This window comes from Pyxidicoccus caerfyrddinensis (assembly GCF_010894405.1).
Lineage (GTDB): Bacteria > Myxococcota > Myxococcia > Myxococcales > Myxococcaceae > Myxococcus > Myxococcus caerfyrddinensis.
The window spans coordinates 381082-395053 of record NZ_JAAIYA010000007.1; the positions used below are offsets into that span (position 1 = coordinate 381082).

The 13972-nt window shown below is 71.1% G+C and carries 7 protein-coding genes; 2 read left to right on the forward strand and 5 right to left on the reverse strand.

Annotated elements, in window-relative coordinates:
* Window positions 1-137: 137 nt before the first annotated feature.
* The 3 genes from G4D86_RS19300 to G4D86_RS19310 all read right to left on the reverse strand — a co-directional run bounded on the left by G4D86_RS19300 (window position 138) and on the right by G4D86_RS19310 (window position 8769).
* The gene (locus tag G4D86_RS19300; protein WP_163995441.1) at window positions 138-2147 is read right to left on the reverse strand and encodes a M3 family metallopeptidase; all 2010 of its coding nucleotides are present in this window, start codon (window positions 2145-2147) and stop codon (window positions 138-140) included.
* A gap of 98 nt (window positions 2148-2245) precedes the next feature.
* Window positions 2246-7819: a lamin tail domain-containing protein gene (locus G4D86_RS19305; RefSeq protein ID WP_163995442.1), complete on the reverse strand. Its 5574-nt coding sequence runs from the start codon at window positions 7817-7819 to the stop codon at window positions 2246-2248.
* Between the two features lie 149 nt (window positions 7820-7968).
* Window positions 7969-8769 (reverse strand): SDR family oxidoreductase, encoded by an 801-nt coding sequence (locus G4D86_RS19310; protein WP_163995443.1) that lies wholly within the window; start codon window positions 8767-8769, stop codon window positions 7969-7971.
* Between the two features lie 116 nt (window positions 8770-8885).
* Between G4D86_RS19310 and G4D86_RS19315 the strand changes: the two genes are divergently transcribed.
* Window positions 8886-11516 (forward strand): U32 family peptidase, encoded by a 2631-nt coding sequence (locus G4D86_RS19315; RefSeq protein ID WP_163995444.1) that lies wholly within the window; start codon window positions 8886-8888, stop codon window positions 11514-11516.
* Window positions 11517-11538: 22 nt separating this feature from the next.
* On the forward strand, window positions 11539-11979 hold the full coding sequence (locus tag G4D86_RS19320) for a hypothetical protein (protein WP_163995445.1): 441 nt from the start codon (window positions 11539-11541) through the stop codon (window positions 11977-11979).
* 14 nt (window positions 11980-11993) lie between these two features.
* On the opposite strand, the gene G4D86_RS19325 is transcribed toward G4D86_RS19320, so the two are convergent.
* Entirely contained in the window at window positions 11994-13034 is a 1041-nt protein-coding gene (locus tag G4D86_RS19325; protein ID WP_163995446.1) for a prephenate dehydrogenase/arogenate dehydrogenase family protein, read from the reverse strand.
* 92 nt (window positions 13035-13126) lie between these two features.
* Entirely contained in the window at window positions 13127-13954 is an 828-nt protein-coding gene (locus G4D86_RS19330; RefSeq protein ID WP_163995447.1) for a crotonase/enoyl-CoA hydratase family protein, read from the reverse strand.
* Window positions 13955-13972 lie beyond the last annotated feature (18 nt).

Here is a 13972-nt window from a genome sequence, read left to right on the forward strand (position 1 = left end):
CCGGGGGCAGGCGTGCTGCACCGTGACATCGCCTTCGGGGAATGATGGGAGGCGCGCCGCCGCTCGCGGCAGGTGGAGCGGCTCGGACGCCCGCTCCGGAGGTCCGCTCCACCCGCGCATGCAGCGCCCGCCGCCGCTCAGGCCGCCTTGTTGAGCCACTCCTCGTACGCGCGGAAGTCGTAGTCGCGGCCGAGGAAGGCGTGCACCAGCTTCGCGGCGTCGTCCGAGCCGCCCGGCTCCAGTACCTCGCGGCGATACGCCTGCGCGGGCGCGGGCTCCAGCATCCCCTTCTGCTGGAACACCGTGAAGAGGTCCTTCGCGATGACCAGCGACCACATATACGTGTAGTAGTTGGACGAGTACCCGTCGAGGTGCCCGAAGGAGAGGTGGAAGTGCGTGCCCTCCACGTACGGGAAGGGCGTGTACCTGCCCTGCAGCTCGCGGACGAGCGCGGTGGCGTCCACGCTCCCGGGCTCGCGCCGGTACAGCTCCAGGCTGAGCGCGGCGTAGAACATCTGCTGGCGCACCCACAGCCCCTTGCCGAACTCCTCCGCGCGGCGCATGCGCGCGACGATGTCCGCGGGAATCGGCTCGCCCGTCTGGTAGTGCCGGGCGAACGTCTGGAGGCACGCGGCGTCACGCGCCCACTCCTCCAGCATCTGCGAGGGGGCCTCCACGAAGTCCCACTCCGTGCGCACGCCGGACACGCCCGCCCAGCGCGTGTGGCCGCCGAAGATGTGGTGCAAGAGGTGGCCGAACTCGTGGAAGAAGGTCTCCACGTCGCTGTGCTGGAGCAGCGCGGGCTCCGCGCCGGGCCGGGGGAAGTTGCACAGGAGCACGCCCTCCGGCAGCCGGCGCCCCGTCTTGCCGCTGGTGAGGGTGAACTGGGCCGCGTGCTTGTACTTGTCCTCGCGCGGGTGCATGTCCAGGAAGAAGCGCCCGCGCAGCGTGGCGCCCTCGTAGACGTCGTAGGCCTCCACGTCCGGGTGCCACACCGGCGCGTCCGGGACGTGGCGGTAGGTGACGCCGAACAGGCGCGCCGTCAGGTTGAGCACGCCCTGCTTCACGCGCGTGTACTCGTAGTAGGGCCGCACCACCTGCGAGTCGAACGCGTACTGCTCGGCGCGAATGCGGTCCTCCAGGAAGGCCTGGTCCCACGGGTCCACGCGCTGGGCGCCGGGCACGTCGCGGCGCTTGCGGGACAGCAGCATGTCGTAGTCGCGCTTCATGCGCGCGCCGGAGGCGGCGGAAATCTTCTCGATGAAGTCCGCGGCGGCCTGCTCGTCGCGAATCATCTTGTCCTCGGTGGAGTAGGCCGCCCAGTTGCGGTAGCCCAGCAGCGTGGCCAGCTCGTGGCGGCGGGCCACCATGCGCTGGAGCACGTCCACGTTGGCGGGGTGGCCGCGCAGGCGGAACAGGCGCCACATCGTCTCGCGGGCCTTCGCGTCCCGAGAGTACGTCATGAAGGGGACGATGTCCGGGTAGTCCGTGGTGATGCGCACCTGGCCGTCCGCGCCGGGCGCATGGGCGCGCACGTAGTCGTCGGGCAGTCCGTCCAGGGCGGACGGAGGCAGGGCCTCGGTGCGGGTGTCCTGGCGGATGTTGCGGCTGAACTCCTGGCCGATACGGACCAGTTCCTCCTGCAACTCCTTCACGCGGGCGCGGGTGGCGGCGTCGCGGTCCACACCGGCGCGGCGGAAGTCGCGCAGCACCTTCTCCATCCACTTGTGCGTGGGCGCGTCCTCGCCGGACAGGTCCAACGAGGCGAGCACGTCGTAGACACCCCGGTCCATGCGGATGTCGTTGATGAGTGTCTCGAGCGCCTGCTCGGCCGCCTCGCCGGCCTCGCGCATGGCGGCGTCCGGGTGGGCGTGGCGGGCGACGGCGGCGCGAGAGCTGGCGTCGTCGAGCGCGGCCATCGCCTCGTCGTACACCTCCAGCACCTCCCGCACGGCGTAGGGGGGCCGGAGCGCCTTGAGGCGGGCGATGCCGGAGCGGGCCGCGGCGATGGCCTCTTCTCCGGAGCGACGGAACTCGGTCGGCGGGCAGGTAATGAGGCGGGCGGCGTCGGGGACGAGCGTCTCGGCGGGCACTGTCTTCTCCTGGACCTGGTGACAGGAAGCTGGGGCGCCAAAGGTAATGCGCATGCCCCGGCATGGCAGCAGCCTTCCGTGCCTGAAAAGCAGGAGGCCGCCCCGGCGTGGTGCCGGGTGCGGCCTCCTGGACGACTCAACGGTTCAGTGGACTACGGCAGCTCGGTCGCGCTCTGCGAGCTCTGCGGCTGGCGCGCGGCGCGGGTGACGAAGTCCTGGCTGTTGTTGTCCGAGTCGGTGCCGTTGCCGCGGGCGGCATCGGTACCGCCGACGGCCATGGTGGCCGAGGTGGAACTGGACACCGCCTTGCGCTCGAGGCTGCCGCCGACGGCCGGGTGGGCCGGAGCCGCCGTGCCCTCGGGGCTGTTGCCGGTGCCCCACGCCAGCTTGTCCACCGCCACGTCCGTGGTGCTGGTGGTGAGCCCCGGACCGATGCGCACGTGGCCACCGGCCGTGGTGGAAGCGGACGTGTCGAAGGTGTACGACAGGTCCGCCGCCTGGCTGCCGGAGCCGCTGTAGTTGGCGCCCGCGAGGAGGAAGTACCCCCGGGCCTTGATGACCTTGCCCGCGGGGATGGTGACGGTGGCGGAATAGGTGGTGCCGGTGGCGGACTTGTACTGCACCAGCCAGTTGCCGATGTTCACGTCGCTGTTGGTCGGGTTGTGGAGCTCGATGAACTCGTCCGTCGCGGCGGTGCCGGAGCCGTTGCCCCCGCTGAATTCGCTGATGACCACGTGGTTGGTCAGCGGCGTGGGCAGCGCCGGATTCACCGTCACCGTGCCGTACTGCGGCGACCCGCCCGACACGACGCCGTTCTGGTCGCAGTACACCCAGTCCTGCGCGCCCGCCGGCCCCTTCGTGAAGCGGTAGCGGAAGCCGTACAGGTAGCTGCCGGCCGTGCCGATGTTCAGCGTGCCCACCATCTCGTCGTTGCTGGAACCCGCCGGGCTGTAGGCCGCGTTGAACGGCGCGGGCACCCACGTCCAGCCCTGCGGAGCGCTGGCGTTCGTGCCGTAGCCCAGCTCGGCGACGATGAACGGGAAGTTGTCGTTGCCGAGCTGGTTCCGGTTGGAGATCTGGTCGTCGTAGAACTGGCTGTAGATGGTCTGCGGCGTGTTCGTCAGGATGGGCGCGGGGATGGTCTTCGGGAACTGGATGGCGCAGTAGTCCACCGGCGGGTTGATGGCCACGCCGCACGTCTCGTTGGGCTGGCCCGGCGTGCCCCGGCCTCCACCATCCAGTAGCGTGACGGTGTCACACCAGTACCAGGGGTACTGATGCGCCGGAGTTCCCAGCACCGCCAGGGACAGGTTCATGGAGCGGCTCTCCGACTGCGGGAACGAGAGCGTGTACACGAGGTCGTCCACCACGGTGCCGCCCATCGCGACGGTGAGGTGCCCCCTGCGTTCGAGGAAGAAGCTGGCGGGCGTTGCATAGTCCGCGTGAACCCCTCCATTGCTGAACGGGTTCGTGTCGCGCGCGATGACGAAGGCGCCTCCCCCGGCAACGATGCGCGGCTGGTTCCCCGATGCCGGATCCACGGTGAAGCTCTGCACGTTGCCCGCGTCGTCGTCGTAGGTGACGACGAGGTTCGTGACGTCGACCAACCCGCTCGTCGGGTTGGTGAGCTCGAAGTACTCGGTGGTGCCCTCGAAGACGGTGTGCATCACCTCGCTGATGGCGAGCTGCCCGGCGGCCGGCGGAGGCGCCGTGTCACAGGCCCCCTGGAAGCAGACCGCGTTCTGACCGGGGCAGGTCGTGAGCCTGGGGTTTTCGCTGCACACCGCCTGGCCGTTCTGCACGGTACACGTCGAATCCCATACGTAGAGGTTCCGATTGTCCGCGCTGCACTCCGAGGGAGGGGGCGTGCAGACGACGCCGGCGCACAGCCCGGGCACCTCGATGGAGGTCACCCCCAGCGAGCTGGCGTTCCCCGCGCCGTCGTGGACGCGGAGGCCGAAGTACCAGGTCGTCGCCTGCGCGGTCGGGAGGTCCACGATGGCTTCTTCCTGGGTGCCGGACGGCTGCGGCGGACTGGTGGCCACCAGCGTGGCGTTGCCGAAGTTGCCAGCATCGATGGGGCTGGAGCTCCGGCGCAGCTCGTAGCTCGCCGCCAGGCCAGCGCTGCCATCATCCCCCGTGGCCCGCCACGTCAGGCGGACGGTGTCGTTGTCCACCAGCGACGCCGTGAAGGAGCCGGCCGGGGCCGGGGCCTGGTCATCGGAGATGACGAGCTCGGCATCCGTCCCGGCGACGCTCAGGTCCGCCGCCTCCACGACGAGGTTGAACGCGCCCTCCTGGTCCACGGTGAGGTTGGAGAAGGTGGCCACGCCGTCCACCGGGTTCACCGTCGTCGTGCCGCCCAGCGTGGTGCCCAGGGGCCCGCCGACGAGCCGCACCGTCAGCGCGGGGGTGGTGACGAGCGGGGTGTTGTCGAAGGCGTCGCGCAGGGCCGCGCGCAACGGCGCGAGCGGCTGGCGCACGGAGCCCGTCGCCGGCGCACCCAGAATCACCAGTCGCACCGGCTCCGCCGCCTCCACCGTGACGTGGACGTCCGTGCTCACGGACAACACGGTGTCCTGGAAGGTGATGGTCTGCGGCCCCGACGTCTGCAGCGTGGCGCGGAACGGGAACTCGCCCTCATCCTCCTCGCGGAAGGTGTGGTACTCCATCAGCCCCGGGTCCGGGTCCGAGGTGGTGGTCCTCACCATGCCGGTGTAGTTCGTCTTCCGGTTGCCGGCGCTGTCATACGCGGTGACGAGGAAGAAGATCGTCTGGCCCGCGATGACGGGCCCCGGTCCCTGCTCCACGCGCAGCTCCGCGAGCGCGCCGGGCTGCACCGAGACGGGCTCGCTGTCCTGCAACGTCGAGCTCGCGAGGTCCCGGGCGACGAGCACCTTGTTGCCCACCGACGCGAACGTCACGCTGAAGGTGTGCCGGCCCGCGTCCGCCTCGGTGAAGGGGTAGTTCGCCGGCACCGTGGCCTGCGCGTCGCCCTGGGCCTCGAAGCCCACCGTGCCCCGATAGCCCGAGACCCGGTTGCCGAAGGCGTCGAGCAGCGTCACCGTCGCGTCCACCGGCTGCCCCGACACCGGCAGCGGAGTGGAGAGCGCCAGCTCCATGTGGTCCGCGGCGGCCGCGGCCACGCGCGTGCTCGCCGTGACGCTCCGTCCCGAAGCGCCCTGCTCCGTCGCGGTGACGGAGCGCGTGCCCGCCGTGCGCAGCGTCACGGGGAAGGCGTGCTGGCCGTGGTCGCCGGACACGAAGGTGTAGTCCGCCGGGAGCACCGCCTGCGCGTCATCCGACGTGAAGTGCACCGTGCCGGCGTAGCCCGTCACGATGTTGCCGAAGCGGTCCCTGGCGCTGAAGGTGAGCAGGTGCGACTCGCCCGCCGTCACGTCCGCGGGAAGCCCCGCCAGCTCCAGGTGGTCCGCCGCGTCGCTGGTCACCTCCACCTCGAGCGAGGCGGTGAGCGGGTTGGCATTCAGCTCCGCCACCGTCACGCTCTGGGCGCCCGAGGTGGTCAACGTCACGTTGCCGAAGACGTGGTGCCCCGCGTCCTGCGCGGTGAAGGTGTAGTCGCCCGGCAGGGCCGCCTGGGCGTCCGTCGACGTGAAGTGCACCGTGTGCGCGTAGCCGGTGGCCACGTTGTCGTAGGCGTCATACGCGGTCAGCTCCAGGCTGCCCTGCGCGCCCGCGGCGACGGGGCTCACGAGGCCGGTGAGCGCGAGGCGGTTGGCCGCGGCCGCCTGGACGGTGAACGGGTTGCTCGTCGCCGACAGCGAGTTGGCGCTGGCGGAGAAGCGGTGCGCGCCGTCCGCCTTCTTCACAATCACGCCGGTGAAGGCCGCCACGCCGTTGACGGGAACCACCGTCACCGGCTGGAAGCCGGGGTCGCTCGACAGGGACACCGTCACCGGAGAGGTGGCGGTGGGGACGATGTCGCCATTCGCGTCCTGCAGGGCGACGCGGAACTCGGCCAGCGCCTGGCCGGCGATGCCGCCGACGGGCTGCGCGGTGAAGGCCAGCTGCGTCACCGCCGGGTCCTGCGTCTGCACCGCCAGGCTGGCGGAGCGCGCGGAGTTGCCGCGGTTGTCCGTCACCTTCAGCGCCACGTGGTAGGTGCGGCTGGGGAGCAGGTCCGTGAGGGTCGCGGACTCGGCGGTGCCCGGCGCGGCCGGAGCGCCGACACCGGCCACCGGGGTGGCCGCGTCGAACTCGGCGTCGCTGGTGATGGCGCTCGTCGAGTAGCGCACCTGCTGCGAGGTCGCCCGGCCCTCGGTGCCGTCGTCACCCACGGCCTGCCACGTCACCGTGGCGCTGGTCGACGTGGACGCGCCCGCGGCGAGCGACGGCGTCGCGGGGACGACGTCATCCACCACGTCGATGGCATCGCTCGTATCGGAGGTGAGGCCCTGCGCGGAGGCGACGAGCGAGACGCCGCCCTCCTCGTTCAGCCGCACGTTCGAGAAGGTGGCCACGCCGTCCACCGGGGCGGCCTCGAGGACGCCACCGAGCCCGGTGCCATTCCCCGCCAGGCCCACCGTCACCAGGGGCGCGCCGACGGCCGCGTGGTTTCCGTACGCGTCCTGGAGCGACACCGTCACCGGGGACAGCGCCGTGCGCACGGAGACGCGGGTCGGCGTGTGGGTGAAGACGAGCGCGGCGGCCTCACCAGCGACCACGCCCACGTCATGGCTGGACGTCAGCGCCGCGAGCGTCCCGTCCTGGACGGTGACGTGCTGGGCGCCCGCGCGCTTCAGGGTGATGCCCGTGAAGGTGAAGTGGCCCTCGTCCGTCGCCGTGAAGGCGTGGGCGGAGGGAAGCGCGGCGGTGGCGTCCGACGAAGTCACCGCCAGCGTGCCCGCGTAGCCGGTGGCGACGTTGCCGAAGGCGTCCCGCAGCGTCACCTGCGCGCTCTGCGCGGCGCCCGCGGTGGCCACGGCCGGCAGGCCCGTGACTTCCAGCGAGGCGGCCGCGGCCGGAGCGACGGCGAAGGTGGGGCTGGTGGCTCCCTCCAGGTCCGCGGCTTCCACCTTCAGCTGGTAGCCGGTGCCCGCCTTCTTCAGCACCGCCTCCGTGAAGTGCACCACGCCAGCCACCGCGCTCGCCTTCAGCGTGCCCTCCAGGGCGGCGGCGCCCGGGCCCGCGGCCAGTGACAGCGTCACCTCGTCGGTGGCGCTCGTCACGGTGCGGCCCTTGGCGTCCTTCAGCGACACCTCCAGGTCACCGATGGGCGCGCCGGCCGTGGCCGACAGCGCGGTGGCGGAGAAGGCCAGCCGCGTGGGACGCGGGGCGACGAAGGCGACGACGGGACGGGTGCCGAGCACCACCGCGCCGCCCTCGGCCTCGACGGAGGCCGTCACCGTCTTCGAGCCCGCGCCGGTGGACACCACGGAGGCCGTCGTCTTGCCCTCGGCGTCCGTCTTCGCCGCCGGCTGCGTCACGGTGTTGCCGTCGCCGGACACCTCCACGCGCACCGTGCGCCCTTCCAGGGGCGAGCCGTCCTTCTGCTTCACGGTGACGGTGACGGTGACGCGGTCCTCGCCGTCGGCGAGCACCTGCGCGGCGCGGCTTACCTCCACCCGCGAGAGGGCCGCGTCAGGCAGCGGCTTCGGTGTGGGAGTGGGCTGCGGTTCGGTGCCATCACCACAGCCCAGGGCGACGCCCAGGCACAGCACGCTCAGCCCAAGGAGCCGGGCCAGCGAGAAAGACGGACGGGACATGGATGTCTCCGGAAGCGAGCGGACCCCGCGCGAAAAACTTCCCCCCGCGCGGGGTTGCATCGACTTCTAGCAGACAGTCCACCCCCGGAAGTAGTACCTGACCGCAAACTTGCAGCACCAATAGAAATCCACGGTGCCGTGACGGGGGGTTACATGAGGGCGGCCATGAGGGCGCCGCCGCCCAGGAGGGACTGGCCGCCGTCGCAGACCATGATGGAGCCGGTGATGTAGGACGCGGCGTCCGACGCGAGGAAGAGCGCGAGCCGGGAGATGTCCTCCTTCTTGCCGAAGCGCTGCAGGGGCAGGGCCTGGATGAGCTTGTGCTTCCCCTCCTCGCTGGGCGCGAGCCGGCGCATGCCTTCGGTGTCGTCGATGGGGCCGGGGGTAATCGCATTGACGCGCACGCCGGAGCCGCCCCACTCGATGGCGAGCACGCGGGTGAGCATGTCCACGCCGGCCTTGGCGGCGCACACGTGGGCCTGCATGGCCATGGGCAGGTAGGCCTGGGGCGCGGAGATGTTGATGAGACAGGCGCCGGGCTTGCGCAGGTGGTCGAAGGCGGCGCGGCTGATGTTGAAGGTGCCCAGCACGTCGATGTCCATCACGGCCTTGAAGCCATTGGAGGACATGCCCAGCACGGGCGCGGGGAAGTTGCCGGCGGCGCCGCACACGACGATGTCCAGTTCGCCGTACGCGTCGCGCACCGTCTGGAGGGCCTTCTCCACGGCGGCGTAGTCGCGCACGTCGGCGGCCACGCCCATGGCGGTGCCGTGGGCCTGGAGGCCCTTCACCGCGCCCTCGAGCTTCTCCACGTTGCGGCCATTGATGGCCACCTTCGCGCCCGCCTTCACGAAGGCCTCGGCGATGCCGAGGTTGATGCCACTGCTGCCGCCGGAAATGAACGCCACCTTGCCCGCGAGCAGCCCGTCCCGGAACACGCCATCAGCCATTGACTCGTCTCCTTTGGAAGCAACCAGGCGGCGACTTGACCAGAACCTGCCGCACCGCGCCATGGCCTTCGCGTGACGGACGGCAGGGCCCGGGGTGCTGTGTTAGAGGACGCGACATGACTCGTCGCCGTCCTGAAATCCTCGCTCCCGCGGGGGACCTCGACTCGATGAAGGCCGCGCTGGCCAGTGGCGCGGACGCCGTCTACTTCGGGCTGGATGAAGGCTTCAACGCGCGCGCCCGTGCGGAGAACTTCTCGCTCGCCACCCTGCCCCAGACGCTGGCGCTCGTGCACCGCGCCGGGGCTCGGGCCTATCTGACGCTGAACACGTTGGTGTTCGAGCCAGAACTGCCCGTGGTGGAGGACATCCTGCGCCGGGTGGCCGCGGCGGGCGTGGACGCGCTCATCGTCCAGGACCCGGCGGTGGCGCTGGTGGCGCGTGCGGTGTGTCCGCAGATGGAGGTGCATGCCTCCACGCAGATGACGATTTCGAGCGCGGAGGGCGCGCGCTTCGCCCGGGGCCTGGGCGCCACGCGGGTGGTGGTGCCGCGCGAGCTGTCGGTGGCGGAGATTCGCCGGCTGGCGTCGGAGACGGACATCGAATTGGAGGTCTTCATCCACGGCGCGCTGTGCATGTCGTGGAGCGGCCAGTGCCTCACCAGCGAGGCGTGGGGTGGGCGCTCCGCCAACCGAGGCCAGTGCGCGCAGTCCTGCCGGCTGCCGTATGACCTGGTGGTGGATGGCCAGACGCGCGAATTGGGAGACGTGCAGTACCTCCTGAGCCCCAAGGACCTGGCGGGCGTCATGGCGGTGCCGCGGCTCGTGGACATCGGCGTGCACTCGCTGAAGATTGAAGGCCGACAGAAGGGGCCGCAGTACGTGGCCACGGCGGTGCAGGGGTACCGGCGCTGGGTGGACGGCGTGGCGGCGGGGAAGCCGGACGCGGGCGCGCTGAAGAAGGACCTCGCGGACATGACGCTGTCGTACAGCCGGGGCTTCTCGCACGGCTTCTTCGCGGGCTCGGACCACCAGACGCTGGTGGAGGGGCGCTTCCCCAAGCACCGCGGCGCGTACCTGGGCCGGGTGGAGTCGGTGCACGGGCGCGACGTGCGCGTGGTGGATGACCCGGAGGGGCGTCCGTGGACGGGCGGGATGGGACAGGAGGAGCAGGAGCGCCCGGCGGAGCCGCAGGGCAAGGTGTCCTCGCCGCTGGAAGGCGAGGCGCCGGTGGCGGCGGAGCTGTCCCCGCGCCCCGGCATGGGCGTGGTGTTCGACGCGGGCCATCCGGAGGACAAGCACGAGCCCGGCGGTCCGCTGTTCCGCGTGGAGCGCAAGGGACGCGGCTGGGTGCTGGGCTTCGGCAACCCGGGGCCGGACCTGGCTCGCGTGGCACCGGGCCAGCGCGTGTGGGTGACGAGCGATCCATCGCTGGCGAAGCGCACGGAGGAGCTGCTGGCGCAGGGCGAGCCCGAGGGCCGCGTGCCGCTGGAGCTGGTGGTGTCCGGCACGGCTGGTGCGCCGCTGGCGGTGACGGGCAAGGCGCGCGGCGGGCACGTGTGCACGGTGTCGAGCGAGGTGATGCTGGCGGAGGCACGCGGTGGCGGCCTGGACGCGGCGCTGCTGAAGGACAAGCTGGCTGCGCTGGGCGGGACGCCGTTCCACCTCGCGGGGCTCGACGTGTCCGGGCTGGCGCCGGGGCTGCACCTGCCGGTGTCGGAGCTGAAGGCGCTCAGGCGCAGGCTGGTGGCGGAGCTGTCGGAGGCAGTGGCGCGCGGGCCGGTGCGCACGGTGCACGAGGGCTCCACGCTGGAGGGCCTGCGTGCGTCGCTGCGCGAGCGCGTGACGGCGACGCCGGTGCCCGAGGGCGCGCGGCTGTTGCCGCTGTGCCGGACGGACGAGCAGTTGGAGGCCGTCATCGCTGCGGGGCTGCCCGAGGTGGAGCTGGACTGGATGGAGCTGGTGGGCCTGCAGCGCGCAGTGGAGCGGGCGCGCGCGGCGGGGCTGAAGGTGACGATTGCGACGGTGCGCGTGCAGAAGCCCGGCGAGGAGGGCTACGACGCGCGCATCCAGAAGCTGAAGCCGGACGCGGTGCTGGTGCGGCACTGGGGCGCGATGATGCACTTCCTGGAGCGGCCTCCCGCGCCCGGGGAGCCGCGCCCCGCGCTGCACGGGGACTTCTCCCTCAACGTCACCAACTCGATAACGGCGCTGCACCTGCTCGGCCTGGGGCTGGACTCGCTGACCTTCGCGCACGACCTGGACGCGGTGCAGCTGGAGGCCATGCTGGAGCACCTGCCGGCGGAGCGCTTCACGGTGACGGTGCACCACCACATCGCGACGTTCCACACGGAGCACTGCGTGTACTCACACACGCTGTCGCACGGGCGGGACTACCGCAGCTGCGGGCGGCCGTGTGAGCAACACCGCGTGTCGCTGAGGGACCACAAGGGACTGGAGCACCCGGTGGTGGTGGACGTGGGGTGCCGCAACACGGTGTTCAACGCGCAGGCGCAGAGCGCGGCGTCCCTGGTGCCCCGGCTGCTGGAGCGCGGCGTGCGGCGCTACCGGGTGGAGTTCGTCCGCGAGTCGCGCGAGGAGGCCACGCGTGTGCTGTCCGCGTACCAGGACTTGCTCGCAGGTCGCATCGGCCCGGCGGAAGCCGTGCGCCGAGCGGCAGTGCACGAGCAGTTCGGCGTGACGAAGGGCACCATGAAGGTGCTCAACCCCACGTTCACCGTGCAGCGCTGACGTCGCGTCTCGAAGGGAAGCCATGGCGCTCAAGAAACGCGGCAAACACTTCTACGGAGACTCACAGGTGGACATCCGCGATGAGCTGCGTCGCTATGGCACTCTCGCCGGGTACCCGCCCGTCCAATTCGCGGATGCGGTGTGCACGTGCGGCTCGCGGCACTTCCGGCTGAGCGTCGACGACGAAGAGGGCGTGGCCGTCCGCGTGTGCTCGGCGTGCGGACACGAGCACCCCATGGGCGACAGCGAGGAGTATCTCGATGAGGCCTCGCCGGGAGAGTGCGAGTGCCCCTGTGGCACCAACGTCTTCGAGCTGACGGTGGGGGTCGCCCTCTACGACTCCAGCGATGATGTCCGGTGGTTGTACGTCGGGTGCCGCTGCAAGGCGTGCGGACTGACCGCGTGCTACGGCGACTGGAAGAACGAGTTCAATGGCTACGCGGAGCTCCTCCGCCGCGTCTGAAGTCGCCCACTGAATCAGTCCCGCGACGTCCGGCGCGAGAAGCGCAGCACGGCGCGGAACACGTCCTCCACCGCGTCGGCATCCACCTTCTGCTCCGAGGCCCACTGGCGCCGGAGCTTCAACAGGCTCTCTTCCCGCGCCAGGTCCGGAAACGGCAGGCCGTTCTCCGCCTTCACCCGGGCCGCCTCCTGCACCAGCCGCGCGCGGCGCTCCAGCAACTCCACCAGCTCGCGGTCCACCGCGTCGATGCGCTCGCGAATCTCCGGCAGGCCCTGAGGCGTGGGAAGGGCTTCGGAGGCCGCGAGGCTGTCCGAGGCCTTCGTGGCTTCGAGCTCCAGGTGCAGCCGCGTGAGTGCGTCCATCAGCCCCACGCGCGCGTCGCGGCCGTAGGGGTTCTCCGACTGCACGACGCCGAGCAGGTGGGGCACCTCCTGGCTCGCGTACTCCACCAGGCGGGCAATGGGCAGGAAGCTCGGCGGCGCGAAGGGCAGGCCCTTCCCCGCGTCGGCGCGCATCAGGCCGTGCGCCAGGAAGAACGTGAGCACGTGAGTGCGCGCCATCAGCGTGTCGTGCTCGTCCGGCGTCATCTCCGTCACCTCGCACCCCAACCGCTCGAACAGCGCCCGGGCCCGCCGCACGGCGTCCGGGTGCAGCTCGTTGGGGCACACCACGGTGCGCCGGGGCCTGTCTCCACGCGCGAGGCTGGCGGGGCCGAAGAGCGGGTGCGTGCCGGCCCAGGGAATGTCCCGGCCCAGCACCGAGGCCAGCACCTGCACCGGCTTCACCTTGACGCTCCCCACGTCGAGCACCGTCTGCGAGGGCTTCAGGTGCGGGCGCAACTCCTGGAGCACCGCACGCATGGCCCCCACCGGCATGGCCAGCACCACGAGGCTCGCGCCGCTCACCGCCTCCGCGAGCGAGCCCACGCGCAGCTCCGGGGGCACCTCTGGCTGCCGTGGGTCATGCACCCGGTGCGGGACGCCTGCTTCGAGAAGCAACCCCGAGAGGGCGCGACCGAAGCGCCCATATCCCAGCAACGCGATGCTCTCCGTCATTGCGACAGGCTCCCGCTGCACGTGCACGATGATGATGAGGAGATCCTCGCATCGACGTCACCCTCGCGGAAGCCCCCCACCCGGGTCCGGAATCACCGCCCCTGGAAGCGGGGAGGCCGGCGCTCGGCGAAGGCGGAGAAGGCCTCCGTGAGGTCATGCGACTGGAGGAACGCCGAGTTCCACACCGCCACGTAGCGCAGGCCGTCTGCGATGGACTTGTCCGCGCAGTACTCCATCACCTGCTTGGCGCCCTGCACGACGAGCGGCGGGTTGTCCGCAATCCGCCGCGCCGTGGCCCGCGCCTCCATGAGCAGCGCCTCGGGCGTGGGGAACACCTCATTCACAAGGCCCATGCGCAGCGCCCTCGCCGAGTCCACGTCGCCGCCGGTGTAGGCCAGCTCGCGCGTGTTCCCCTCGCCGATGATGCGCGGCAGCCGCTGCAGCGCGCCCAGGTCCGCGACGATGCCGACCTTCACCTCGCGCAGGGAGAACTTCGCCTCTTGGGAGCAGTACCGAAAGTCACACGCGGCGATGAGGTCCATGCCCCCGCCGATGCACCAGCCGTGCACCGCGGCGATGACGGGCTTCTTGCACCGGGCCACGCCCTCCGTGGCCTGCTGCATCTCACCAATCAGCTTGAGCAGCTTCGTGCGCTCCAGCGCCAGGTTGCCCTCGGCGGTGAGCAGCGGTCCGAGGGACTCCATCATCCCCATCAAGTCCAGGCCGTAGGTGAAGTGGCTGCCCTCGCCGCGCACTAGCACGACACGCACGCTGTCGTCCGCGTCCAGGGCCTTCAGCGCCTCGGGCATCTCCCGCCAGAAGTCGGGGCCCATGGCGTTGCCCTTGCCCGGGCCGGTGAGCACCAGCTCGGCGACGCCCTCGCCCTTCTCGATGCGCAGTGACTTGTACGTGCCGTCCATCCATTCCTCCGGGGAAAT

Bases quoted from the DNA above. Each gene is read 5' to 3' on its own strand.
- G4D86_RS19305 (WP_163995442.1), bottom strand. From the start codon at position 7,819: ATGTCCCGTCCGTCTTTCTCGCTGGCCCGGCTCCTTGGGCTGAGCGTG.
- G4D86_RS19300 (WP_163995441.1), bottom strand. From the start codon at position 2,147: ATGCGCATTACCTTTGGCGCCCCAGCTTCCTGTCACCAGGTCCAGGAG.
- G4D86_RS19330 (WP_163995447.1), bottom strand. From the start codon at position 13,954: ATGGACGGCACGTACAAGTCACTGCGCATCGAGAAGGGCGAGGGCGTC.
- G4D86_RS19315 (WP_163995444.1), top strand. From the start codon at position 8,886: ATGACTCGTCGCCGTCCTGAAATCCTCGCTCCCGCGGGGGACCTCGAC.
- G4D86_RS19325 (WP_163995446.1), bottom strand. From the start codon at position 13,034: ATGACGGAGAGCATCGCGTTGCTGGGATATGGGCGCTTCGGTCGCGCC.
- G4D86_RS19320 (WP_163995445.1), top strand. From the start codon at position 11,539: ATGGCGCTCAAGAAACGCGGCAAACACTTCTACGGAGACTCACAGGTG.
- G4D86_RS19310 (WP_163995443.1), bottom strand. From the start codon at position 8,769: ATGGCTGATGGCGTGTTCCGGGACGGGCTGCTCGCGGGCAAGGTGGCG.